General features: G+C 67.5%; 24 protein-coding genes and 2 tRNA genes. 16 read left to right on the top strand and 10 right to left on the bottom strand.

All coding sequences use genetic code 11. The features are described 5' to 3' along the window. Positions 1-40: 40 nt before the first annotated feature. From ACAV_RS17915 to pdxA, 3 genes are all read left to right on the top strand, one after another. The gene (locus ACAV_RS17915; RefSeq protein ID WP_013595996.1) at positions 41-1294 is read left to right on the top strand and encodes a lipoprotein-releasing ABC transporter permease subunit; all 1254 of its coding nucleotides are present in this window, start codon (positions 41-43) and stop codon (positions 1292-1294) included. Between the two features lie 174 nt (positions 1295-1468). Next, positions 1469-2161 carry a lipoprotein-releasing ABC transporter ATP-binding protein LolD gene (lolD, locus tag ACAV_RS17910; RefSeq protein ID WP_013595995.1) on the top strand — a complete coding sequence of 231 codons (693 nt, stop codon included), beginning with the start codon at positions 1469-1471 and terminating at the stop codon, positions 2159-2161. A gap of 44 nt (positions 2162-2205) precedes the next feature. After that, on the top strand, positions 2206-3285 hold the full coding sequence (gene pdxA, locus ACAV_RS17905) for a 4-hydroxythreonine-4-phosphate dehydrogenase PdxA (RefSeq protein WP_013595994.1): 1080 nt from the start codon (positions 2206-2208) through the stop codon (positions 3283-3285). Here the strand turns inward: pdxA and mscL are convergent. Next, positions 3275-3706 (bottom strand): large conductance mechanosensitive channel protein MscL, encoded by a 432-nt coding sequence (gene mscL, locus ACAV_RS17900; RefSeq protein WP_013595993.1) that lies wholly within the window; start codon positions 3704-3706, stop codon positions 3275-3277. The genes pdxA and mscL overlap by 11 nt on opposite strands. Positions 3707-3841: 135 nt before the next feature. On the opposite strand from mscL, the gene petA reads away from it, so the two are divergent. From petA to ACAV_RS17870, 6 genes are all read left to right on the top strand, one after another. Beyond that, a complete protein-coding gene (gene petA / locus ACAV_RS17895; protein ID WP_013595992.1) occupies positions 3842-4441 on the top strand; it encodes a ubiquinol-cytochrome c reductase iron-sulfur subunit in 600 nt (199 codons plus the stop codon). Positions 4442-4452: 11 nt separating this feature from the next. After that, positions 4453-5871 (top strand): cytochrome b, encoded by a 1419-nt coding sequence (locus ACAV_RS17890; protein ID WP_013595991.1) that lies wholly within the window; start codon positions 4453-4455, stop codon positions 5869-5871. Between the two features lie 20 nt (positions 5872-5891). After that, a complete protein-coding gene (locus ACAV_RS17885) occupies positions 5892-6647 on the top strand; it encodes a cytochrome c1 (RefSeq protein ID WP_013595990.1) in 756 nt (251 codons plus the stop codon). A 106-nt stretch (positions 6648-6753) separates the two neighbouring features. Continuing rightward, a complete protein-coding gene (locus ACAV_RS17880) occupies positions 6754-7365 on the top strand; it encodes a glutathione S-transferase N-terminal domain-containing protein (protein WP_011796735.1) in 612 nt (203 codons plus the stop codon). A gap of 67 nt (positions 7366-7432) precedes the next feature. Continuing rightward, positions 7433-7963: a ClpXP protease specificity-enhancing factor gene (locus tag ACAV_RS17875; protein ID WP_174270305.1), complete on the top strand. Its 531-nt coding sequence runs from the start codon at positions 7433-7435 to the stop codon at positions 7961-7963. Between the two features lie 71 nt (positions 7964-8034). Beyond that, positions 8035-8110 (top strand) — tRNA-Thr (locus tag ACAV_RS17870). Between the two features lie 51 nt (positions 8111-8161). Here ACAV_RS17870 and ACAV_RS17865 read toward each other — a convergent pair. Then, a complete protein-coding gene (locus ACAV_RS17865; RefSeq protein ID WP_013595988.1) occupies positions 8162-8461 on the bottom strand; it encodes a hypothetical protein in 300 nt (99 codons plus the stop codon). Between the two features lie 7 nt (positions 8462-8468). Here ACAV_RS17865 and ACAV_RS17860 point away from each other — a divergent pair, with 7 nt between their 5' ends. From ACAV_RS17860 to ACAV_RS17840, 5 genes are all read left to right on the top strand, one after another. Next, positions 8469-9455, top strand: coding sequence for a M23 family metallopeptidase (locus tag ACAV_RS17860; protein WP_013595987.1), 987 nt, complete (start codon positions 8469-8471; stop codon positions 9453-9455). Between the two features lie 133 nt (positions 9456-9588). Continuing rightward, on the top strand, positions 9589-12357 hold the full coding sequence (secA, locus tag ACAV_RS17855) for a preprotein translocase subunit SecA (RefSeq protein WP_013595986.1): 2769 nt from the start codon (positions 9589-9591) through the stop codon (positions 12355-12357). Between the two features lie 98 nt (positions 12358-12455). Then, positions 12456-13685 carry a bifunctional glutamate N-acetyltransferase/amino-acid acetyltransferase ArgJ gene (gene argJ / locus ACAV_RS17850; protein ID WP_013595985.1) on the top strand — a complete coding sequence of 410 codons (1230 nt, stop codon included), beginning with the start codon at positions 12456-12458 and terminating at the stop codon, positions 13683-13685. A 14-nt stretch (positions 13686-13699) separates the two neighbouring features. After that, positions 13700-14572, top strand: coding sequence for an ATP-binding protein (locus ACAV_RS17845; protein ID WP_013595984.1), 873 nt, complete (start codon positions 13700-13702; stop codon positions 14570-14572). Next, complete coding sequence (locus tag ACAV_RS17840; RefSeq protein WP_013595983.1) at positions 14565-15020, top strand: NUDIX domain-containing protein; 456 nt, start codon at positions 14565-14567, stop codon at positions 15018-15020. Before ACAV_RS17845 ends, ACAV_RS17840 begins: the two co-directional genes overlap by 8 nt. Before the next feature lie 67 nt (positions 15021-15087). Here ACAV_RS17840 and ACAV_RS17835 read toward each other — a convergent pair whose 3' ends face one another. The 8 genes from ACAV_RS17835 to ACAV_RS17800 form a co-directional block, all read right to left on the bottom strand. Beyond that, entirely contained in the window at positions 15088-15342 is a 255-nt protein-coding gene (locus ACAV_RS17835; RefSeq protein WP_013595982.1) for a DNA gyrase inhibitor YacG, read from the bottom strand. A gap of 26 nt (positions 15343-15368) precedes the next feature. Further along, a complete protein-coding gene (gene zapD / locus ACAV_RS17830; RefSeq protein ID WP_041829314.1) occupies positions 15369-16124 on the bottom strand; it encodes a cell division protein ZapD in 756 nt (251 codons plus the stop codon). A 64-nt stretch (positions 16125-16188) separates the two neighbouring features. Continuing rightward, complete coding sequence (coaE, locus tag ACAV_RS17825; protein WP_013595980.1) at positions 16189-16815, bottom strand: dephospho-CoA kinase; 627 nt, start codon at positions 16813-16815, stop codon at positions 16189-16191. Beyond that, a complete protein-coding gene (locus tag ACAV_RS17820; protein WP_013595979.1) occupies positions 16812-17699 on the bottom strand; it encodes a prepilin peptidase in 888 nt (295 codons plus the stop codon). Before ACAV_RS17820 ends, coaE begins: the two co-directional genes overlap by 4 nt. Further along, positions 17699-18916: a type II secretion system F family protein gene (locus ACAV_RS17815; RefSeq protein ID WP_013595978.1), complete on the bottom strand. Its 1218-nt coding sequence runs from the start codon at positions 18914-18916 to the stop codon at positions 17699-17701. Before ACAV_RS17815 ends, ACAV_RS17820 begins: the two co-directional genes overlap by 1 nt. 31 nt (positions 18917-18947) lie before the next feature. Continuing rightward, positions 18948-20684 carry a type IV-A pilus assembly ATPase PilB gene (gene pilB / locus ACAV_RS17810; RefSeq protein WP_013595977.1) on the bottom strand — a complete coding sequence of 579 codons (1737 nt, stop codon included), beginning with the start codon at positions 20682-20684 and terminating at the stop codon, positions 18948-18950. Between the two features lie 313 nt (positions 20685-20997). Then, positions 20998-21074: transfer RNA gene (locus ACAV_RS17805), tRNA-Pro, on the bottom strand. Positions 21075-21102: 28 nt separating this feature from the next. Further along, positions 21103-22083, bottom strand: coding sequence for a polyprenyl synthetase family protein (locus ACAV_RS17800; protein ID WP_013595976.1), 981 nt, complete (start codon positions 22081-22083; stop codon positions 21103-21105). A gap of 185 nt (positions 22084-22268) precedes the next feature. Between ACAV_RS17800 and rplU the strand changes: the two genes are divergently transcribed. Beyond that, the gene (rplU, locus tag ACAV_RS17795) at positions 22269-22580 is read left to right on the top strand and encodes a 50S ribosomal protein L21 (RefSeq protein ID WP_011796717.1); all 312 of its coding nucleotides are present in this window, start codon (positions 22269-22271) and stop codon (positions 22578-22580) included. Positions 22581-22592: 12 nt separating this feature from the next. Further along, positions 22593-22850 carry a 50S ribosomal protein L27 gene (rpmA, locus tag ACAV_RS17790; protein ID WP_013595975.1) on the top strand — a complete coding sequence of 86 codons (258 nt, stop codon included), beginning with the start codon at positions 22593-22595 and terminating at the stop codon, positions 22848-22850. Positions 22851-22870 lie beyond the last annotated feature (20 nt).

The raw sequence follows: 22870 nt of genomic DNA, 5'->3' as shown, positions 1-22870 counted from the left end.
TGCCAATCCCGTCGCGGCGCGGGGCCGCTTTTTCCCCACCATGCAACTTCCCTACGAACTGGCCCTGGGCTGGCGCTACACCCGGGCCGGACGCGCCACGCGGCGCAACGGCTTCATCTCGTTCATCTCCGGCGTCTCCATGCTGGGCATCGCGCTCGGGGTGGCCGCCCTCATCATCGTGCTCAGCGTGATGAACGGCTTCCAGAAGGAAGTGCGCGACCGCATGCTCAGCGTCGTCTCCCATGTCGAGATCTTCGCGCCCCAGGGCGCCGCGCTGCCCGATCCGGCGCTCACCATGGCCGAGGCCCGCAAGAACCCCGAGGTCGTGGGCGCCGCGCCCTTCGTCGGCTCGCAGGCGCTGATCGCGCGGGGCGAGGACATGAAGGGCGCCCTGGTGCGCGGCATCGATCCGGCCCGCGAAGGCGAGGTGACCGACCTGGCGGCAAAGAACGCCGACGCCGTGCAGACGCTGACGCCGGGCAGCTTCCACGTGGTGCTGGGCGTGGAACTGGCGCGGGCGCTCGGCGTGCGCGTGGGCGACCCCGTCACCCTCATCGCGCCGGGCGGGCAGGTCACGCCGGCCGGCGTGGTGCCGCGCCTCAAGCAGATGACGGTCTCCGGCCTCTTCGAATCCGGCCACTACGAATACGACTCCGCCCTGGTCCTCATGCACCATGCCGACGCCGAACGCATCTTCCGTCTGGAAGGCCCCACCGGCATCCGCCTGAAGCTGCGCGACCTGCACCAGGCGCCGGAGGTGACGCAGGAACTCGCCCGCTCCCTTTCCGGCGACCTGCTGATCCGCGACTGGACGCAGCAGAACCGCACCTGGTTCGCCGCCGTCCAGCTCGAAAAGCGCATGATGTTCATCATCCTCACGCTCATCGTGGCGGTGGCGGCCTTCAACCTGGTCTCCACCCTGGTCATGACCGTGACCGACAAGCGCGCCGACATCGCCATCCTGCGCACCCTGGGCGCCAGCCCGCGCAGCATCATGGCCGTGTTCGTGGTGCAGGGCGCGCTCGTGGGCGTGATCGGCACGGCCTGCGGGCTGGCCCTCGGCCTGCTCGTGGCCTTCAACATCGACGTCATCGTGCCGGCCATCGAGCATGCGCTGCACGCCAGCTTCCTGCCCAAAGACATCTACCTGATCAGCAAGATGCCCAGCGACCCCCAGAGCAGCGACATCACCCCCATCGCGGTCATCTCCCTCGTGCTGGCCTTCGCCGCCACCCTGTACCCGAGCTGGCGCGCCAGCCGCGTGAATCCCGCGGAGGCACTGCGCTATGAGTAGTCAGGAACACCCCCCTGAGCCGCTTCGCGGCTTCCCCCCGCTCTCGCCGTGCTGCGCACGCCGGGCGGGTGGACGCAGCCCTCGCTGCGGGGCGGCCCTTGCCTGGCTGCCACTGGACTGGGCCATGCCGGTTTCATGGGCTGTGGATGGCGCTTTGCGCGCTGGAGAATCGAGATGAACGCGGTGAACAACGAAGTGGTGCTCCAGGCCCGCGGCCTCACCAAGCGTTTCACAGAAGGCCGGCTCGACGTCACAGTGCTCAAGGGCGTGGACCTGTCCGTGCATGTGGGCGAGACCCTGGCCATCGTGGGTGCCTCGGGCTCGGGCAAGAGCACGCTGCTGCACCTGCTCGGCGGGCTGGACGCGCCCACCTCCGGCAGCGTGCAGCTGCAGGGCGCGGCTTTCGACACGCTCTCGCCCCAGGAGCAGGGGCGCCTGCGCAATACCCACCTGGGCTTCATCTACCAGTTCCACCACCTGCTGCCCGAGTTCAGCGCGCGCGACAACGTCGCCATGCCGCTGCGTATCCGCCGCGAGCCCTATGCCGCCTGCCTGGAGCGGGCCGACGCCATGCTCGCCGCGGTGGGCCTGGCCGGCCGCGTGCACCACCGGCCGGCGGAGCTGTCCGGCGGCGAGCGCCAGCGCGTCGCCATCGCGCGTGCCCTGGTGACCCGTCCCGCCTGCGTGCTCGCCGACGAGCCCACCGGCAATCTCGATCGCGGCACCGCCGACGGCGTGTTCCAGCTCATGCTGCAACTCGCCCGCGAGCAGGGCACGGCCTTCGTGATGGTCACCCACGACGAGGCCCTGGCCGCGCGCTGCGACCGCGTCGTGCGGCTGGTGTCCGGCGCGCTGGCGGTGGCCTGACACGTCCGGCGGACCGTTCCCGCACCGCGCGAAGGAGGATGGACATGGACCGCGCTGCCGCAGAGGGATTCCCCTTGCTGGCGATCACCCAGGGCGACCCGGCCGGCATCGGCCCGGAGATCGTCGCCAGGGCCTTCCGCGACACGCCCGCTGCGATGCGGGGCTGCTTCGTGGTCGGCGAGGTGGAAACCCTGCGCCGCGCCGCACGCTGCATCGCCCGGCCGGGCGAGCCGTCCCTGCCGCTGGCCGTGCTGGAGTCGCCTGCAGAGGCATTTGCCGCTCCGGCGCGCTGCCTGCCGGTGCTGCCCCTGCCGGGCCTGCCCGGGCCGGTGCCGTTCGGCATCGTGCATGCCGGGGCCGGACGGGCGGCGGCGGATTGCGTCACCTGGGCCGCCCGTGCCGCACTGCGCGGCGACATAGCGGGCCTGGTCACGGCCCCGCTGCACAAGGAAGCGCTGTCCGCCGCCGGCGTCCACCATCCCGGTCACACCGAACTGCTGCAGGCCGAGGCCGCGCGCCATGCCGGCGTGCCGCTCGACGAGATGCCCGTGCGCATGATGCTCGCCAGCGACGAGTTGCGCACCGTGCTGGTCAGCATCCACGTGTCGCTGCGCGACGCCATCGCGGCGGTCACGCAAGCCAACGTGCTGCGCACGCTGGAGATCACGCACGCCGCGCTGCGCCGCAGCCTGGGGCGCGATCCGCGCATCGGCGTCGCGGGCCTCAACCCGCACGCGGGCGAGGGCGGGCTCTTCGGCCGCGAGGAGATCGAGGCCATCGCCCCGGCCATCGCCCAGGCGCGCGCGCTCGGCATCGACGCGCACGGCCCCTTCGCGCCCGACACGGTCTTCATGCGCGCGCGCAGCACGCCGCAGCGCGCGGGCGAATTCGACGTGGTGCTGGCCATGTACCACGACCAGGGCCTGATTCCCGTCAAGTACCTGGGCGTGGACAAGGGCGTGAACGTCACGCTCGGGCTGCCCCTGGTGCGCACCAGCCCGGACCACGGCACGGCCTTCGACATCGCGGGGCAGGGCATCGCCGACGCCTCGAGCCTCGTCGAGGCCGTGCGCATGGCGCGGCGGCTGGCGGCCCCGGCGGACGCCGCCCCGCTCAGCGCCTGAGGCTGTCGCGGATCTCGCGCAGCAGCAGCACGTCTTCCGGCGGCGGGGCCGGGGCGGCAGGCGGGGCGGGCGGCGCCTCGCGCTTGAGCCGGTTGATTTGCTTGACCATCATGAAAATGATGAACGCGAGAATCAGGAAATTCACCGCGACAGTAATGAAACTGCCGTAGGCGAGCACCGGCACGCCCGCCTTGCGCAGGGCGTCCAGCGTGGCCGGGGTGCCGGGCGGCACGCTGCCGAGCACGAGAAAGAGATTCGAGAAATCCAGCTTCCCGAATACCAGCCCGACGATGGGCATGATGACGTCGTTCACCAGCGAGTCCACGATCTTCCCGAAGGCGCCGCCGATGATCACGCCCACGGCGAGATCTATCACATTTCCCTTCACCGCGAACTCCCGGAACTCCTTTGCAATACCCATTTCGCTTCTCCTTGATATAGCTGAAAACCCTTGCAGTATTGCCGAGCCGGAGGGGTGATAACCCCTGGAATTAACCTTACTTGCGCCGCTACAATTTGTGATTGCTCCCCCAGCGACGACCTATTGAGGACCCCCATGAGTGAAACCCCAATCGACTCCAGCAAGCGGACGTGGCTCATAGCGTCGGGCTGTGCTGGTGCGGTGGGCGGCGTGGCGACGGCCGTGCCGTTCGTGAGCACTTTCCAGCCTTCCGAGAAAGCCAAGGCCGCCGGGGCCGCGGTGGAGGTGGACATCGCCGGCCTCAAGACCGGCGAGAAGATCACCGTGGAATGGCGCGGCAAGCCGGTCTGGATCATCAAGCGCTCGCCCGAGCAGCTGGCCGCGCTGCCGGGGCTCGATCCCCAGCTCGCCGATCCCAAGTCCGAGCGCAAGCCCTCGGAGCTCACCCCCGAATACGCGCGCAACGAGAACCGCTCCATCAAGCCCGAGATCCTCGTGGCCGTGGGCATCTGCACGCACCTCGGCTGCTCGCCGAGCGACAAGTTCACCCCCGGCGCACAGCCCTCGCTGCCCGACGACTGGAAGGGCGGCTTCCTCTGTCCCTGCCACGGCTCCACCTTCGACATGGCCGGCCGCGTCTTCAAGAACAAGCCCGCGCCGGACAACCTCGAGGTGCCTCCGCACATGTACCTGTCGGAGACCAGGCTCCTGATCGGTGAAGACAAGAAGGCCTGAGGGAGACGCACATGGCTTACCGCGAATTCAAGGACATCTCCCCCAACGCCTCCACGGGCGCCAAGGTCACGAACTGGCTCGAGAACCGCTTTCCCACGGCCTTCGACGCCTACCGCGTGCACATGTCGGAGTACTACGCTCCGAAGAACTTCAACTTCTGGTACATCTTCGGCTCGCTCGCGCTGCTGGTGCTGGTGATCCAGATCGTCACCGGCATCTTCCTGGTGATGCACTACAAGCCCGACGCCGCCAAGGCGTTCGAGTCCGTCGAGTACATCATGCGCGACGTGCCCTGGGGCTGGCTGATCCGCTACATGCACTCCACGGGCGCCTCGGCGTTCTTCGTCGTGGTGTACCTGCACATGTTCCGCGGCCTGCTCTACGGCTCCTACCGCAAGCCGCGCGAGCTGGTCTGGATCTTCGGCTGCGCGATCTTCCTCGCGCTCATGGCCGAGGCCTTCATGGGCTACCTGCTGCCCTGGGGCCAGATGTCGTACTGGGGTGCCCAGGTGATCGTGAACCTGTTCGCGGCCATCCCCTTCGTCGGCCCAGACCTCGCCCTGCTGATCCGCGGCGACTATGTGGTGGGTGACGCCACGCTCAACCGCTTCTTCAGCTTCCACGTGATCGCCGTGCCGCTCGTGCTGCTGGGCCTGGTGGTCGCCCACCTGCTGGCGCTGCACGACGTGGGCTCCAACAACCCCGACGGCATCGAGATCAAGGGCCCGAACGCCCCGAAGGACGAGCACGGCCATCCGCTGGACGGCATCCCGTTCCACCCGTACTACACCGTGCACGACATCTTCGGCGTGGGCGTGTTCCTGTTCATCTTCTCGGCGGTGGTGTTCTTCGCCCCCGAGTTCGGCGGCTACTTCCTGGAGTACAACAACTTCATCCCGGCCGACCCGCTCAAGACGCCCGCGCACATCGCGCCCGTCTGGTACTTCACGCCGTTCTACTCGATGCTTCGCGCCATCACCAGCGAGATGATGTATGCCCTCATCGCCTGCGTCGTGCTGGCGGCGGGCTTCGGCGTGGTCAAGGGGCGGCTGCCCGGCTTCGTCAAGGCAGCCATCGCAATCGTGGCCGTGGTCGCCGTGGCGCTCATGCTGTCCATCGACGCCAAGTTCTGGGGCGTGGTGGTGATGGGCGGCGCCGTCATCATCCTCTTCTTCCTGCCCTGGCTCGATCACAGCCCGGCCCGCTCCATCCGCTACCGCCCGGGCTGGCACAAGTACCTCTACGGCATCTTCGTGGTCAACTTCGTGGTGCTGGCCTACCTGGGCGTGCAGCCGCCGTCCCCGATCGGCGAGCGTGTCTCGCAGGTGGGAACGCTGTTTTACTTCGGCTTCTTCCTGCTCATGCCCTGGTGGAGCCGCCTGGGCGAGCCCAAGCCGGTGCCCGACCGCGTGACCTTCGCCGCGCACTGATGCGGGCCGGAACGACGACCATGAAAAAAATCATCCTCACGCTGATCGCCTCGCTCGGGTTCGCCCTGGGCGCGCACGCCGCGGAAGGCGGCATCGCCTGGGACAAGGCCCCGGTGCGCACGAACGACACGGCCTCGCTGCAGAACGGCGCCAAGATCTTCGTCAACTACTGCCTGAGCTGCCACTCGGCCGCCTTCATGCGCTACAACCGCCTGAAGGACATCGGCCTGACCGACCAGCAGATCAAGGACAACCTGCTCTTCACCACCGACAAGGTGGGCGAGACCATGAAGGCCACCATCGATCCGCGGCAGGCCAAGGACTGGTTCGGCGCCAACCCGCCCGACCTCACCGTGATCGCCCGCTCGCGCGCCGGCCACAACGGCACCGGCGCGGACTACCTCTACACTTTCCTGCGCACGTTCTACCGCGACGACACCAAGGCCACGGGCTGGAACAACCTCGCGTTCCCCAGCGTCGGCATGCCCCACGCGCTGTGGCAACTGCAGGGCGATCGCCGCCCGGTCTTCGAGGAACACGAGAGCCACGGACACAAAACCCAGGTCTTCAAGGGGTGGGAGCAGCTGACTCCGGGTACCATGTCGCCCCTCCAGTACGACGAGGCCGTGGGTGATCTCGTCAACTACCTGCAGTGGATGGGCGAGCCGGCGCAAAATACGCGGGTTCGCGTCGGGGTGTGGGTGCTGATCTTCCTCGGCGTCTTCACGGTGATCGCCTGGCGGCTCAACGCGGCGTTCTGGAAGGACGTCAAGTAAGCTCGGCCGCCGTCTGCAGCATCGCGCCGCCTTCGTGCGGCGCATTTCGCTTTCCGGAGTGGACGCGCGAGCGCCCACTCTTTTTGATTTTTAGGAGCTTCCCACCATGATGGTGCTTTATTCGGGTACGACCTGTCCCTTCTCCCATCGCTGCCGCTTCGTGCTGTTCGAAAAAGGCATGGATTTCGAGATCCGTGATGTGGACCTGTACAACAAGCCCGAAGACATCAGCGTGATGAACCCCTATGGCCAGGTGCCCATCCTGGTCGAGCGCGACCTCATCCTGTACGAGTCGAACATCATCAACGAGTACATCGACGAGCGCTTCCCGCATCCCCAGCTGATGCCCGGCGACCCGGTGGACCGCGCCCGCGTGCGCCTGTTCCTGCTCAACTTCGAGAAGGAGCTGTTCGTCCACGTGAACGTGCTCGAGTCGCGCGCCACCAAGGGCAACGAAAAGGCGCTGGAAAAGGCCCGCTCGCACATCCGCGACCGCCTCACGCAGCTCGCCCCGGTGTTCCTCAAGAACAAGTACATGCTGGGCGAGAACTTCTCCATGCTCGACGTGGCGATCGCGCCGTTGCTCTGGCGGCTCGACTACTACGGCATCGAGTTGTCCAAGAACGCCGCACCGCTGCTGAAGTATGCCGAGCGCATCTTCTCGCGCCCCGCCTACATCGAGGCGCTCACGCCTTCCGAGAAGGTCATGCGCAAGTAATGCGGCGCGGCCGCATCCGCGCGCCGCATTCCGCTTCCCAGAAGCTTTTTTGCCAGACGCCGACATGATGAATGCCCAGGACTCCACTTCCACGCGCCCCTACCTGATACGGGCCCTGTACGAGTGGTGTACCGACAACGGCTTCACGCCCTACATCGCGGTGCGCGTGGACGATTCCGTCCAGGTGCCCCGCGAATACGTGAAGGACGGCGAGATCGTGCTCAACATCAGCTACGACGCCACGAGCGCCCTGCAGCTGGGCAACGATTTCATCGAGTTCAAGGCCCGCTTCGGCGGCAAGCCGCGCGACATCATGGTTCCCGTGGGCCGGGTGATCGCGATCTATGCGCGCGAGAACGGGCAGGGCATGGCCTTCCCGCCACCGGTGGACATGCTGGCACCCGGCGCGGGCGGCCTGTCCGCGGGGCTGCTGGATGCCGGCGCGGCGACCGAAGGCACCGTGCCGGAACCGTCCGCCGACGAAGACCGGGTGGTGCAGCTGGTGCCCACCGACGGCGGCACGGGCCCGGCGGACGAGCCGCCGCGCGGCCCGGCCCCTGCCGGCGGTGGCCGCCCGTCGCTCAAGCGGGTGAAGTGATTCCGGCCGGCCCTGGCCGGCAAGCCGCCGTTCCCGCCCGGGAGCGGCATGCGCGCTAGAATGCGCGTTTCGCCGATTTAGCTCAGTTGGTAGAGCAACCGCCTTGTAAGCGGTAGGTCGTCAGTTCGATCCCGACAATCGGCACCATCTTTTTTCGCCGTTCGCCTTCCAGCCCCTGGCCGCCCGCATGCCGGGTCTTCAGGTTTGGATTTTCAGGCGAATGGCGTTAACCTCCCACCCCCGGCTGTGCAGATGCGCCTGCAGTGCAGGCAGCAGTTGCCGCACCTTCGCCGCCGCCGCATTGTTGCGGACCAGCAGGCACCAGGTCGCGCCCTCGATCGGCCCTGCCTGGATGGCCGGCCGCAGGGTGGCGGGAATCAGCAACTCGACGGCCCGCAGCCGCTCGCTCGAGTCGCGCGTCAGGCTCGCCAGCCGTGCCAGCGTGGGGGAATCCTCGGTGGCCTGCTGCAGCGTGACGGCGTGGTGACGGCGGTTCATGGGGGCAATGCGCCGCGCGGCGCGGAGAAACGAAGTGCAGTTGATTATCACGGACGCCTGGCTGGCGCGCAGCCGCGCCATCCATCTCTCGGGCCTGCGCCTGGCCGCCTTCGGGCTGCTGCTGTCGGTGGCGGTGATGCTCATGGCGGCGCTGCTCTACCACTGGGTGTTCCTCAAGGGCGCCCGGGAGGGCTGGCCGGTGGTCGGCACCCTGGTGCGGCTGGCCACGCGGGACGAATCCGCCGAGCGCGACCGCTTCCTGCGGGCCAACCTGGACGCCATGGCCCGCAAGGTCGGCGAGATGCAGGCGCGCATGCTGCAGCTGGAATCCCTCGGCGAGCGCGTCTCCGGCCTGGCGGGCATGTCGCCCGCGGAATTCTCCCGCCCGCCGGGGCAGGGAGGGGCGCTGGTCTCCAGCCGGCCGATGGAGATGGACGAACTGCAGCACACGCTCGACGCGCTCGCCGAACTCACCGACCGCCGGGTGGACCTGCTCACCGTGGTCGAGTCCCGCCTGTTCGACCAGCACATCCGCAAGAACATGGTCCCCACGCAGGAGCCCGTGCTCGGCAAGACCGCCGGCTCGGCCTTCGGCTGGCGCATCGATCCCTTCACCGGCCAGTCGGCCCTGCACACGGGGCTGGATTTCCAGGCGGACACCGGCACGCCCATCCTGGCCGCTGCCGGCGGCGTGGTCGTGGCGCAGGAATTCCATCCGGCCTACGGCAACATGGTCGAGATCGACCACGGCAACCAGCTGGTCACCCGCTACGCCCATGCCTCCCGCACCTTCGTCAAGCGCGGAGACCTCGTGCGCCGCGGCCAGAAGATCGCCGAGGTCGGCACCACCGGCCGCTCCACCGGCCCGCACCTGCATTTCGAGGTGCTGGTGCAGGGCGTGCCGCAGGACCCGCAGAAATTCCTGCATGCCGGTGCGGCGGGCGCCGCACCCGGCACGCAGGTGGCGGCGAAGGCCGCCGCGCCTCGCAGGTAAAATCCCCCGCTCCGGAATCGCTGCCCCTGGTTGCAGAACTTGCAAGCAGTGGTAGCGTCCCCCATCTGAACCCACTTCATCACTAGGGATTCGGGTCGCGCCGCCCGCGCATGCGGGCCGCGGTCCTGTTCGCATGGCCTCCAACTTCCTCACCAAACTATTCGGCAGCCGCAATGACCGGCTCCTCAAGCAATACCGCAAGACGGTGGCCCGCATCAACGCGATGGAGCCGGAGTACGAGAAGCTGAGCGACGATGCCCTGCGCGCCAAGACGGAGGAGTTCAAGGGGCGCGTCGCCCGGGGCGAGTCGCTCGACGACCTCCTGCCCGAAGCCTTCGCCGTCGTGCGCGAGGCCTCCAAGCGCGTGATGAAGATGCGCCACTTCGACGTGCAGCTGCTGGGCGGCATGGCGCTGCACTACGGCAAGATCTCCGAAATGCGCACTGGCGAGGGCAAGACCCTCACCGCCACGCTGCCGGTGTACCTGAACGCGCTCAGCGGCAAGGGCGTGCACGTGGTGACCGTGAACGACTACCTCGCCAGCCGCGATGCGCGCTGGATGGGCCGCCTCTACAACTTCCTCGGCCTCGCCGTGGGCATCAACCTGCCCCAGATGCCGCGCGAGGAGAAGCAGGCCGCCTACGCCGCGGACATCACCTACGGCACGAACAACGAATACGGCTTCGACTACCTGCGCGACAACATGGTGTACGAGGCGCACGATCGCGTGCAGCGCGCCCTCAACTTCGCCATCGTGGACGAGGTGGACTCCATCCTCATCGACGAGGCGCGCACCCCGCTGATCATCAGCGGCCAGGCGGAAGACCACACGGCGATGTACATCGCCATGAACAAGGTCGTGCCGCTGCTGGTGCGCCAGGAGGGCGAGGCCGATCCGCGCACGGGCGAGGGCGTGACCAAGCCGGGCGACTTCACCATCGACGAGAAGTCCCACCAGGTCTTCCTCACCGAGCAGGGCCACGAGACGGCCGAGCGCGTGCTCGCCGCGCAGGGCCTGATCCCCGAGGGCGCGTCGCTCTACGACCCCTCCAACATCACGCTCATGCACCACTTGTATGCGGCGCTGCGGGCCAACCACCTCTACCACCGCGACCAGCACTACGTCGTGCAGAACGGCGAGATCGTCATCGTGGACGAGTTCACGGGCCGCCTCATGTCCGGCCGCCGCTGGAGCGAAGGCCTGCACCAGGCCGTGGAAGCCAAGGAAGGCGTGGAGATCCAGGCCGAGAACCAGACGCTGGCTTCCATCACCTTCCAGAACTACTTCCGCCTCTACAACAAGCTCTCGGGCATGACCGGCACGGCCGACACCGAGGCCTACGAGTTCCAGGAGATCTACGGCCTCGAGACCGTGGTGATCCCGCCCAACCGCCCCAGCAAGCGCGACGACCAGCTCGACCGGGTGTACAAGACCACGCGCGAGAAATACGACGCCGCCATCCAGGACATCCGCGAGTGCCACGAGCGCGGCCAGCCCGTGCTGGTGGGCACCACGTCCATCGAGAACTCGGAGATCATCGACGACCTGCTGAACAAGGCCGGCCTGCCCCACCAGGTGCTCAACGCCAAGCAGCACGCCCGCGAGGCCGACATCGTGGCCCAGGCCGGCCGCGCCGGCATGATCACCATCGCCACCAACATGGCCGGCCGCGGCACCGACATCGTTCTCGGCGGCAACATCGAGAAGGAAGTGGCCGCCATCGAGGACGACGAGTCCCTGGACGAGGCCACGAAGCAGGCCCGCATCGCCGCGCTGCGCGAGCAGTGGGCGGCCGACAACGAGAAGGTCAAGGCGCTGGGCGGCCTGCGCATCATCGCCACCGAGCGCCACGAGTCCCGCCGCATCGACAACCAGCTGCGCGGCCGTTCGGGCCGCCAGGGCGATCCGGGCTCCTCGCGCTTCTACCTGAGCCTGGACGACTCGCTCATGCGCATCTTCGCGGGCGATCGTGTGCGGGCCATCATGGAGCGCCTCAAGATGCCCGACGGCGAGGCCATCGAGGCCGGCATCGTCACGCGCAGCATCGAATCCGCGCAGCGCAAGGTCGAGGCCCGCAACTTCGACGTCCGCAAGCAGCTGCTCGAATACGACGACGTGGCCAACGACCAGCGCAAGGTCATCTACCAGCAGCGCAACGAGATCCTCGACGCGGCCGACCTGTCCGGCGTGATCGCCGGCATGCGCGAATCCTGCCTGACCGACATCGTGCGCCAGTACGTGCCCGAGGAGTCCGTGGAAGAGCAGTGGGACCTTCCCGCCCTGGAAAAGGTCCTCGCCGACGAATGGCAGATCCGGCTGCCGCTGCAGCAGGAAGTCGAGAGCGCCCAGGCCATCACCGACGAAGAGATCCTCGAGAAGGTCCTCGCCGCAGGCAACGCCGCGTTCCAGGCCAAGGTGGACATGGTGGGCGCGGAGAACTTCCACCAGTTCCAGCGTGCGGTGCTGCTGCAGAGCTTCGACTCCAACTGGCGCGACCATCTCTCCGCGCTCGATTACCTGCGCCAGGGCATTCACCTGCGCGGCTATGCGCAGAAGCAGCCCAAGCAGGAATACAAGCGCGAGGCGTTCGAGCTCTTCCGCCAGCTGATCGACCAGGTCAAGAACGAGGTCACCCGCATCCTGCTGACCGTGCAGGTGCAATCGCCGTCGGAACTCGACGAGGCCGCCGAGGCGCTGGAAAGCCGTGCCGAGCAGATCGCCAACGTGACCTACACGGCGCCCACCGAAACCGGCGAACCCGAGACCCTGCCCGATCCGCGCACGGCCGCGGCCGGCGGCGACGGCCTGAACCTGCCCGAAGGCGTGCGCATCGGCCGCAACGACCCCTGCCCGTGCGGCAGCGGCAAGAAGTACAAGCAGTGCCACGGCAAGCTGGCATGATGCCGCGCTGACCCTTTTCGCTCTCGCCGCAGGGGCCGCCACAGGCGGCCCCTGCCACATCCTCCTTCGCCCTTTTGCTGCTTTCCGAGGAATTCCGCATGCCCGTGAACCTTTCCGCTCCCGTTGCCGCCGACCTGCACCCGGTCGCCGGCGTCCGCATCGGCGTCACCGAAGCCGGCGTCCGCAAGGCGGGCCGCAAGGACGTGACCGTGTTCCTGCTCGACGAAGGCGCCACCGTGGCCGGCGTCTTCACGCAGAACCGCTTCTGCGCCGCGCCGGTCCAGGTGTGTCGCGAGCACCTCTCGCAGGGCGGCTCCGTGCGCGCCATCGTGGTCAACACCGGCAATGCCAATGCCGGCACCGGCGCCGACGGCCTGGCGCGCGCCCGCGCCACCTGCGAGGCGCTCGCCGGCCATCTGGGCGTGCAGGCCGCCCAGGTGCTGCCGTTCTCTACCGGCGTCATCATGGAGCCGCTGCCCGTGGACCGCATCGTCGCGGGCCTGCCCGCCGCGATCGCCGATGCGCAGCCCGCGCACTGGGCGCGCGCTGCGGAAGGCATCATGACCACCGACACGCTGCCCAAGGCCTTCAGCACCCAGGTGCAGATCGGCGGCGCCACCGTCACGGTGACCGGCATCTCCAAGGGCGCGGGCATGATCCGCCCCAACATGGCCACCATGCTGGGCTTCCTTGCCACCGATGCCTGCATCGCCCCCGAACTGGTGCAGCCGCTGGTGCGCGAACTGGCCGATGCGTCGTTCAACCGCATCACCATCGACGGCGACACCTCCACCAACGATTCGTTCGTGCTGATGGCCACGCACCGTGCGGGCAACCCGGTGGTCGGTTCGCTCGACAGCGCCGACGGCCAGGCCCTGCGCGCGGCGCTGCGCGAAGTGGCGCAGAAGCTGGCCCAGGCCATCGTGCGCGACGGCGAGGGTGCCACCAAGTTCATCGCCATCCGCGTGGAGGGCGGCCGCACCGCCGAGGAGTGCCGCAAGGTCGCCTACGCCATCGCCCATTCCCCGCTGGTGAAGACCGCCTTCTTCGCCAGCGACCCGAACCTGGGCCGCATCCTGGCCGCCGTCGGCTACGCCGGCATCGACGATCTGGACCAGACCCGCATCGACCTCCACCTCGACGACGTGCACGTGGCCGTGCAGGGCGGCCGCCATCCCGACTACCGCGAAGAGGACGGCCAGCGCGTGATGAAGCAAAGCGAGATCACGGTGCGCGTGGGGCTGGGCCGCGGCGATGCCGTTGATACCGTCTGGACCTGCGACCTGAGCCACGACTACGTGACCATCAACGCCGACTACCGCTCCTGACCCCTGTTCATCCCATGAACGATCGCTTCGACCACCTCCTGCAGCGCGCCGAGCAGCTCATCGACCGCATCGAGTCGGTGCTGCCCCGGCCGCTTTCCGCGCCCGACTGGAACGCCTCCGTGGCCTGGCGCTACCGCCGCCGCGGCGGCGGGCACGGCGCGCTGGAGCCCGTGCGCCATGTCGCGGGCATCGCGCTCGAAGACCTGAAGGAAATCGACGCGCAGAAGGAAAAGATCGAGCGCAACACCCGGCAATTCGTCGAAGGGCGCCCGGCTAACAACGTCCTGCTCACGGGCGCGCGCGGCACCGGCAAGTCCTCGCTCATCAAGGCCTGCCTGCAGGCCTATTCCGGACAGGGGCTGCGGCTCATCGAGGTGGACAAGTCCGACCTCACCGACCTGCCCGACATCGTCGATGTGGTGGCCGGCCGGCCCGAGAAATTCATCATCTACTGCGACGACCTGAGCTTCGAGGAAGGCGAGTCCGGTTACAAGGCCCTGAAGTCCATCCTGGACGGCTCCGTGGCCGCCTCGGCACCCAACGTGCTGGTCTACGCGACCAGCAATCGCCGGCACCTGTTGCCGGAATACATGAAGGAAAACCTCAGTTACACGCACACGGCGGATGGCGAAGTGCATCCGGGCGAAGTGGTGGAGGAGAAAATCTCCCTGTCCGAGCGCTTCGGCCTCTGGGTGAGCTTCTACCCCTTCAGCCAGGACGAATACCTCGCCATCGTCGCGCAGTGGCTGTCCGCGCTCGGCGTTCCGGCCGCGGCCATCGAGGCGGCCCGCCCCGCCGCGCTGGTCTGGGCGCTGGAGCGCGGCTCGCGCAGCGGCCGGGTGGCCTACCAGTTCGCTCGGGACTTCGCGGGGCGCGCCGATGGCTGAGTCCGCCGCATCCGGCGCCCAGCGCGCCCACACCGAGGTGGCAGTCGGCATCCTGTTCCGTCCCGATGGCGCCATGCTGCTGTCCACGCGGCCGGCCGGCAAGCCCTATGCGGGCTACTGGGAGTTTCCCGGCGGCAAGCTGGAGGCCGGCGAAACCGTCGAGCAGGCCCTGCGCCGCGAACTCATCGAGGAACTGGGCGTCACCATCGGCCCGGCGTCCGTCTGGAAGGTGACGGAGCACGACTATCCCCATGCACTGGTGCGCCTGCACTGGTGCAAGGTGCATGCATGGACGGGTGAGTTCGAGATGCGCGAAGGCCAGTCCATGGCCTGGCAGCACTGGCCGCTGGACGTGTCGCCGGTGCTGCCCGGCGCCTACCCGGTGTTGCAGTGGCTGGCGGAGGAGCGCGGCCTGCCGTTCGATCCAGGCCTGCTGCCCAAGGCATAGCCGAGCCGCGCCGCTGCGTGCGCAGTGCTGTCCCCGTCGCACCGGCAGGGGCCGGGCGGGGTGGCCTTCAGTGTTCCGGCGGACGCTGCTGGTGGTCGCCGAAGGCGTCCTCGTCGGGCGGCGCATCGGCCGCCATGCGGAAATCCTCTGCCGCCCAGGCGCCCAGGTCGATCTGCCGGCAGCGCTCGCTGCAGAACGGCCGGGACCGGTTCTCGGGTGCATACAGGCTCCTGCCGCCACAGGTGGGGCAGTCCACCCAGAGCTGGCGGGACGCCGGGGCCGGCGCGTCTGCCCGGCGGGAATCGTCGTCGCGCGAAGTCATGGTCAAACCCTCGTGCAGGCTGCCGGTCACGCGCAGAGCGTGAGCTCGAAGGCCGCGTCTTCCTGCACGGGCTGCAGCTTGCCGTCGGCATCCTGCCGCATGAGCCGCACGGACACGATGAGCCGGTTGCCGCTGATCTCCGGCACCATGTTCCAGGCCGGGTCGATCCGCAGCCGCAGCAGCTGGAAGGTGCGCCCCTGGGGCAGGGTCTGCTGGAACTGCCCGTGGTCGGCCGCCACCTTCTGCGGCATGCCCGAATCGCGCAGCAGCTTGAGCAGCACGTAGAGCGATTCCGCCAGCGGCGCGAGGTGGTTCGCCCAGCCTTCGAGATCGTGCTGGCGCTTCTCGGGCGAATGGTGCTGCCATGCGTAATAGGCGGGCAGGTCGAAGCCACAGGTGCCGCCGGGAATGCCCACGCGGCTGCGGATGCTCATCAGCCATTCGTTCTCGGTCAGGGCCTGGCCGGCCTTGCCGGTCTGCGCGTTCAAGGCCGAGAAGCAGTGGTCGAGTTGGGCGACGACGCCGTCGAGCACCGCCTCGGAGATCGATGGGTTGCCCCGGTAGCCGTCGAGCTGGTGGCGCTGCCTTTCCAGGTCCTTGAGCACATCGGACTTCAGGTCGGCCCGGGCCGCCACGTCCATGATCTCGAACAGGGTCACGAGCGCGAAATGGTGGTCCAGCGGGTGCGGGCGGGGAATCAGCTCGCCCAGGCGCCGGAAGAGCTGTTCCAGCCGCAGGTAGGTTCTGAGGCGTTCGTTGAAGGGGTATTCGTAAAGAATCACGCTGCAGGGTTCCTGGGGGCGCACGGCGGGCGCTGCCGGCATCGCGCGTCCCATATCGCCCGCATCATAGCCCGAAGCCATCGGCGATTCGCCGGACCTCCGCCCGCAGGGTATCCAAAGGTATTCGGTCGTTGTGGAGCACCATGTCCGCGACGGCACGGCGTGCGGCCCGCGGCGCCTGCGACGCGATGATGGCCCGCACGGTGTCCGGGTCCAGCCCGCTGCGGGCCTGCACGCGCGCCACCTGGGTCGCCTCGGAGCAGTCCACCACCAGGATGCGGTCGAGCTGCGGCGGCCAGCGCGGCGATTCGGCCAGCAGGGGGATGTCGAACACCACCACCCTGGCGCCGCGTGCCGCAGCCTGCCCGGCCTCCGCATGGATGGCCTGGGCCACCAGCGGATGGACGATCGCCTCCAGCCGCTGCCGCGCCCCGGCATCCCGGAAGGCCAGCTCCCGCATGCGGGCCCGGTCCATGGCGCCGTCCGCATCGATCATGCCGTCGCCGAAGGCTCTGCGGATCGCGGGAATGGCGAGTCCGCCGGCCGCCGTCGCCGAACGGGCGATCCGGTCCGCATCCACCAGCGCGGCCCCGAACTTCTGCAGCCATTGGCCGACCGTGGTCTTGCCGCTGCCGATGCCGCCCGTCAGGCCCAGTCGCAGCGGGGCAGGGGAAGGTGCCGTGCCCGTCACAGGCCCAGGGATCCCAGGATGCCTTGCAGTATGCGGTCGGGGCCGAACAGCATGGCGGCGAGCCCGGCTCCGGCGAGGAACGGCCCGAAGGGAATGTAGCCCCCTTCCCTCAGGCCCCGGGTGAACTTCATGCCGATGCCGATCAGCGCCCCGATGACCGAAGACATCAGGATGATCGGCACCAGGGCCTGCCAGCCGAACCAGGCGCCCAGCGCTGCGAACAGCTTGAAGTCACCGTGGCCCATGCCTTCCTTGCCCGTGGCCAGCTTGAACGCCCAGTACACCGCCCAGAGCGACAGGTATCCGGCCGCCGCCCCGGCCACCGATGCGAAGAGCGGCACCGAGGTCCACTGGAACGCCGAGGCCAGCAGCCCGCCCCACAGCAGCGGCAGCGTGATGTCGTCCGGCAGCAGGGTGGTATCCCAGTCGATGCAGGCCAGCGCGACCAGCGCGGCGGAAAACGCGCACCAGGCCGCCGCCGTCGGCGTCGCGCCCCAGTGGCGGGCGCAGAACCAGAACAGCAGCCCGGTCGCGAGTTCGACGGCCGGATAGCGCGGGCTGATGCGGGTCTTGCAGGCCGAGCATTTGCCGCCCAGCCAGAGGTAGCTCAGCACCGGAATATTCTCGTGCCACCGCACCGCATGGCCGCAGGCCGGGCACCGCGAGCGCGGCGTCACGAGGTTGAAGGGCTCCGCCTCCGGCTTCTCCGCGGCGGCCGTGGCCGTGGCGGCACCCGGCTGCGAGCGCAGGTATTCCTCGCACTCGGCGGCCCAGTCGGCCTCCATCATGCGCGGAAGGCGGTGGATGACGACGTTGAGGAAGCTGCCGATCAGCAGGCCGACGAGGCCGAACAACGCGGCCTGCAGCCAGGGTTCGAACCCCATCAGACCACCTGTCCCAGCTTGAAGATGGGCAGGTACATCGACACCACGATGCCGCCGATGATGGTGCCCAGGAACACGATGATGATCGGCTCCATGAGGCTCGACAGCCCGGCGACCATCTCATCGACCTCTTCCTCGTAGAAGTCGGCCGCCTTGCCCAGCATGTGGTCGATCGAGCCCGACTCCTCGCCGATGGCGCACATCTGTATCACCATGGACGGGAACACGTTCGCGTTGCCCATCGCGGCCGTCAGGCTGGTGCCGGTGGAGACTTCCTGCTGGATCCTTTCGGTCGCCATGGCATAGACCGAGTTGCCCGAGGCGCCGCCCACCGAATCCAGCGCCTCGACCAGCGGAACGCCCGCCGCGAACATCGTGGAGAGGGTGCGGGTCCAGCGTGCCACGCAGGACTTGTCGATCAGGGCGCCGAAGACCGGAACGCGCAGCAGCACCCGGTCCATGAACATCTGCATCTTCTCGTTGCGCCGCCACGCCTGCATGAAGAAGAAGGCGCCACCGCCCAGCACGCCGAAGATCAGCCACCACCATTTCACGAAGATCTCGCTGACGCCCATCACGAACAGCGTCGGCGCCGGCAGGTCCGCGCCGAACGAGGTGAACACCTCCTTGAACGCGGGGATCACGAAGATCATGATGACGGTGACCACGACGAAGGCCACGATGATCACGGCCGTCGGGTACATCAGCGCCGAGCGGATCTTCGACTTGATGGCCTCGGTCTTCTCCATGTAGAGCGCGAGCCGGTCGAGCAGCGCTTCCAGGATACCTGCGGCCTCCCCGGCTTCCACCAGGTTGCAATACAGGCTGTCGAAATACATCGGGTACTTGCGGAAGGCCGCATTCAGCGACGTACCGGTTTCCACGTCGGCGCGGATGTCGTTGAGCAGCTTGGTGACCGACGCGTTGGTGTTGCCGCGGCCCACGATGTCGAAGGCCTGCAGCAGGGGCACCCCGGCCTTCATCATCGTGGCCATCTGCCGCGTGAAGAGCGCGATGTCCTTGGGCTTGATCTTCTTGCCGCCGCGCATGCGGCGCTTCTTGATCTTGGTGGGCAGCACTCCCTGCCGGCGCAGCGTCGCCTGGACCTGGTTCTCGCCCAGGGCCCGGACCTCGCCGCGCACGACCTTGCCGTGGCGGTCCTTGCCTTCCCACTCGAAAACGAAATCCTTGATGTCCCTCGATGCAGCGGTTGCCATGCGGGCCCCTTGAAGATGGATTGCAGCGTTGTTATTCGTTCGTCACGGCCAGCACCTCTTCGAGCGAGGTCAGGCCCAGCCGCGCCTTGTGGAGTCCGGATTCGCGCAGCGACCGCACGCCTTCGGCCTTTGCCTGCTCCGCGATTTCCAGCGCGCTGCCGTCGCGCAGGATGATGCGCTGGATCTCCTCCGAGATCGGCATGACCTGGTAGATGCCGACGCGGCCCTTGTAGCCGTTGTTGCAGGCGGAACAGCCCACCGGGCGGTAGGTCACCCAGGAGCCGTCGATGTCCTCTTCCTTGTAGCCCGCCTCGAGCAGCGTCTCGTGGGGGATGTCCGCCGGCGCCTTGCACGCAGGGCACAGCCGGCGGGCCAGGCGCTGCGCCGTGATCAGGATCACGCTCGATGCGATGTTGAAGGGCGCGATGCCCATGTTGCGCATGCGGGTCAGCGTGGTGGGCGCGTCGTTGGTGTGCAGCGTGGAGAGCACCAGGTGGCCCGTCTGGGCCGCCTTGATCGAGATGTCCGCGGTTTCCAGGTCGCGGATTTCCCCCACCATGATGATGTCGGGATCCTGCCGCAGGAACGACTTGAGCGCCGTGGCGAAGGTCAGCCCGGCCTTTTCGTTCACGTTGACCTGGTTGACACCGGGCAGGTTGATTTCCGACGGGTCTTCCGCCGTCGCGATGTTCACCCCCGGCTTGTTCAGCAGGTTCAGGCAGGTGTAGAGCGACACCGTCTTGCCCGAGCCCGTAGGTCCCGTCACCAGGATCATGCCGTAGGGCCGGCCGATGGCATGGAGCAGGCGCTCCTTCTCCTCGGGCTCGTAGCCGAGCGCATCGATGCCCAGCTTGGCGCTGCTGGGGTCGAGGATACGGATCACGATCTTCTCTCCGAACAGCGTGGGCAGCGTGCTCACGCGGAAGTCGATCACCCGGTCCGGTCCCACCTTGAGCTTCATGCGCCCGTCCTGGGGCACGCGCTTTTCCGAGATGTCCAGGCGGGAGATCACCTTGATGCGCGAGGCCAGCTTCTCCTTGATCGCGATGGGCGGCGAAGCGATCTCGCGCAGCTCGCCGTCGATCCGGAAGCGGACCCGGTACTGGTGCTCGTACGGCTCGAAGTGCAGGTCGGACGCGCGCATGTTGAACGCGTCCAGCAGCATCTTGTGCAGGAACTTGACGATGGGGGCGTCTTCGACCTCCGTCGCGGCCGTGTCCTGCGCTTCGGTACTCTCCTGCGACGGCAGGTCATCGAACTCGAAATCGCCCCCCGACACCATGCTTTCCATGGTCTCGGTCGTGGACTTGGTGGTCGCATCCACCAGCCGCACCAGCTTGTCGTACTCGGCGATGATCCAGTCCACGCCCATCTGGGTGGTGAACTTGATCTTCTCCGCAGCCTCCTGGTCGGTGGGGTCTGCCGTCGCGACGATGAGCCGGTTGTTGCGCTTGCTCAGCACGATGACCCGGTACGCCTGGCAGATCTTCGGGTCCAGCACGTCGCGCGGCAGGCGCAGCGGATCGATGGCCTCGATGTCGAGCAGGGGGGCGCCGAACACCGACGACACGGTATGCGCCAGGTTGATCGGGGAGACCGAACCCGAACCGGTCAGCTCCGCGATGAAGCTGCTGCGGTTGACCTGGGACTTCCGGTAGATGTCCTCCGCCACCTTCTGGCTCAGCTGCCCGGCCGAGATCAATGCCCGCCCCAGGCCGGGCAGGGCGATACTGGAAGCATCCTTGAGGGCGTAATCGGCGTCAGCCATGTAACCAGAGGAGTCGATAGGTTGGAAAGTGAACCATCCTATCATCGCAACCGCAAAGCTCCGTGCATGGCATGGCCGGCAATCGGGGTGGCTCGCGGCATGTTGCGCAGCCGCTGCGTAACCATGGCGCGGGGCTTGCAGGGAAATGACCCGGCAGTGGGCACTTCGTGCTGTTTTTGTCTTCCGGGCCGGCACCCGCAGTGGTGTCGTGCTTTCGCGTCACTGGCGCGTTGAGACGTGCTTTCCAGAAACGACAAAGCCGCGTTGCCGCGGCTTTCGTGGATTCCTGCTGCTGCCAATGCCGCAAGGAATCTGGTCGGGGTGAGAGGATTCGAACCTCCGGCCTCTACGTCCCGAACGTAGCGCTCTACCAGGCTAAGCTACACCCCGTATGTGTTGGAAGACCTGCAGCGCCTGTTCAAACGCGCCTGTCTAATAGCTGAGACGCCAATTGTAGCAAACCTTCGGTGTACTTATTGGAAGGAAGTGCGGATAGTGCGCGAATGGCTTCCTGGGCCTGGGCGGCGGCGGCGGCGCGCGTGGCCTCCAGGGCGCCGGTTTGCTTCACGATCGCCAGGATGGCGGGCAGCTCGTCGAGCGATCCCTGCTGGATGGCCGTCTCGATCAGCTGGCGCTGGGCCGCGTCGCCGCGCTGCATCGCGATGATCAGGGGCAGGGTGACCTTGCCTTCGCGCAGGTCGTCGCCGAGGTTCTTGCCCATTTCGGCGCTGTTGCCGTCGTAGTCCAGCACGTCGTCGATCACCTGGAAGGCCGTGCCCAGGGCCTTGCCGTATTCGGCGCAGGCCTCTTCGATGGGTGCGGGGGCGCGGGCCAGCACGGCCGCGAGGCGCGCGCTGGCCTCGAACAGCTTGGCGGTCTTGGAGCGGATGACCTCCAGGTAGCCCTGTTCGTCGAGCGTCGCGTCATGGGTGTTCATGAGCTGCTGGACTTCGCCCTCCGCGATGATGTTGGTCGCCTCCGACAGGATCTGCATGACGCGCATGTCGTCCGCGTCCACCATCATCTGGAAGGCGCGCGAGTGCAGGAAGTCGCCGACCAGCACGCTCGCGGGGTTGCCGAAGTTCTCGTTGGCCGTGGGGCGCCCGCGCCGCATCGTGGATTCGTCCACCACGTCGTCGTGCAGCAGCGTGGCGGTGTGGATGAATTCGATCACCGCCGCCAGGTTGAACCGCTGGGCGCCCTGGTAGCCGAGCGCGCCGGACATCAGCAGCAGCAGCGCCGGGCGCAGCCGCTTGCCGCCGGCGGAGATGATGTAGCGGGCAATCTCGCCGATGAGGGGGACGGAGGACTGCAGTCGGAGGCCGATGACCTTGTCCACCTCATGCATGTCTTCTGCAATCAGTGCAAGGATGGCCGAGGTGTGGGGCTGGGCGGACAAGGCGAGGGCGGTCTGCGAGGTGAAAGGAGCATTATAGGAACGGCCATGCGGTGCACGGAGGACACCGGCCGGCGCCTGCAGCCTGCGCCCCGCGCAACGCCTATGTACAAGAAGGGCGACGCATGCTATATTGCGTGGTTCCGTAAAAACGTTTTTGCGGAAACATCACTTCTCAAGAGGTTTACATGTACGCGGTCATAAAAACCGGCGGCAAGCAGTATCGCGTTGCTTCCGGCGAAAAAATCAAAGTAGAACAGATTGCTGCGGACGTAGGCCAGGAAATCGTGATCGACCAGGTTCTGGCAGTCGGCAACGGCGCTGAACTCAAGGTCGGCACGCCCCTGGTGTCCGGCGCAACGGTCACGGCCACGGTCGTGGCCCACGGCAAGCACGACAAGGTCCGCATCTTCAAGATGCGCCGTCGCAAGCACTACCAGAAACGCCAAGGCCATCGCCAGCAGTTCACCGAACTGCAAATCGGTGCGATCGCCGCTTAAGGAGCAGACACCATGGCACAGAAAAAAGGCGGCGGCTCTACGCGAAACGGGCGCGATTCCAAGCCCAAGATGCTCGGCGTGAAGGCATTCGGCGGTGAGCTGATCAGCGCCGGCTCCATCATCGTGCGCCAGCGCGGCACGAAGTTCCATCCCGGCACGAACGTCGGCGTGGGCAAGGACCACACGCTGTTCGCCCTGGTGGACGGCCACGTGTCGTTCGGCACCAAGGGTGCGATGTCCAAGCACACGGTCAACGTGACGCCCGCCTGAGCGGTTCCGTCCTGACCATG

It is taken from the genome of Paracidovorax avenae ATCC 19860, assembly GCF_000176855.2.
In the GTDB taxonomy this organism is placed as follows: Bacteria; Pseudomonadota; Gammaproteobacteria; order Burkholderiales; family Burkholderiaceae_C; genus Paracidovorax; species Paracidovorax avenae.
The sequence above is the reverse complement of the archived record's forward strand: the minus strand, read 5'-3'. Positions and strand labels throughout refer to the sequence as shown.

Excerpts from the sequence above, each read along its gene's own strand:
- ACAV_RS17915 (WP_013595996.1), top strand. The coding sequence starts at position 41 with ATGCAACTTCCCTACGAACTGGCCCTGGGCTGGCGCTACACCCGGGCC.
- lolD (WP_013595995.1), top strand. The coding sequence starts at position 1,469 with ATGAACGCGGTGAACAACGAAGTGGTGCTCCAGGCCCGCGGCCTCACC.
- pdxA (WP_013595994.1), top strand. The coding sequence starts at position 2,206 with ATGGACCGCGCTGCCGCAGAGGGATTCCCCTTGCTGGCGATCACCCAG.
- mscL (WP_013595993.1), bottom strand. The coding sequence starts at position 3,706 with ATGGGTATTGCAAAGGAGTTCCGGGAGTTCGCGGTGAAGGGAAATGTG.
- petA (WP_013595992.1), top strand. The coding sequence starts at position 3,842 with ATGAGTGAAACCCCAATCGACTCCAGCAAGCGGACGTGGCTCATAGCG.
- ACAV_RS17890 (WP_013595991.1), top strand. The coding sequence starts at position 4,453 with ATGGCTTACCGCGAATTCAAGGACATCTCCCCCAACGCCTCCACGGGC.
- ACAV_RS17885 (WP_013595990.1), top strand. The coding sequence starts at position 5,892 with ATGAAAAAAATCATCCTCACGCTGATCGCCTCGCTCGGGTTCGCCCTG.
- ACAV_RS17880 (WP_011796735.1), top strand. The coding sequence starts at position 6,754 with ATGATGGTGCTTTATTCGGGTACGACCTGTCCCTTCTCCCATCGCTGC.
- ACAV_RS17875 (WP_174270305.1), top strand. The coding sequence starts at position 7,433 with ATGAATGCCCAGGACTCCACTTCCACGCGCCCCTACCTGATACGGGCC.
- ACAV_RS17865 (WP_013595988.1), bottom strand. The coding sequence starts at position 8,461 with ATGAACCGCCGTCACCACGCCGTCACGCTGCAGCAGGCCACCGAGGAT.
- ACAV_RS17860 (WP_013595987.1), top strand. The coding sequence starts at position 8,469 with ATGCGCCGCGCGGCGCGGAGAAACGAAGTGCAGTTGATTATCACGGAC.
- secA (WP_013595986.1), top strand. The coding sequence starts at position 9,589 with ATGGCCTCCAACTTCCTCACCAAACTATTCGGCAGCCGCAATGACCGG.
- argJ (WP_013595985.1), top strand. The coding sequence starts at position 12,456 with ATGCCCGTGAACCTTTCCGCTCCCGTTGCCGCCGACCTGCACCCGGTC.
- ACAV_RS17845 (WP_013595984.1), top strand. The coding sequence starts at position 13,700 with ATGAACGATCGCTTCGACCACCTCCTGCAGCGCGCCGAGCAGCTCATC.
- ACAV_RS17840 (WP_013595983.1), top strand. The coding sequence starts at position 14,565 with ATGGCTGAGTCCGCCGCATCCGGCGCCCAGCGCGCCCACACCGAGGTG.
- ACAV_RS17835 (WP_013595982.1), bottom strand. The coding sequence starts at position 15,342 with ATGACTTCGCGCGACGACGATTCCCGCCGGGCAGACGCGCCGGCCCCG.
- ACAV_RS17820 (WP_013595979.1), bottom strand. The coding sequence starts at position 17,699 with ATGGGGTTCGAACCCTGGCTGCAGGCCGCGTTGTTCGGCCTCGTCGGC.
- ACAV_RS17815 (WP_013595978.1), bottom strand. The coding sequence starts at position 18,916 with ATGGCAACCGCTGCATCGAGGGACATCAAGGATTTCGTTTTCGAGTGG.
- pilB (WP_013595977.1), bottom strand. The coding sequence starts at position 20,684 with ATGGCTGACGCCGATTACGCCCTCAAGGATGCTTCCAGTATCGCCCTG.
- rplU (WP_011796717.1), top strand. The coding sequence starts at position 22,269 with ATGTACGCGGTCATAAAAACCGGCGGCAAGCAGTATCGCGTTGCTTCC.
- rpmA (WP_013595975.1), top strand. The coding sequence starts at position 22,593 with ATGGCACAGAAAAAAGGCGGCGGCTCTACGCGAAACGGGCGCGATTCC.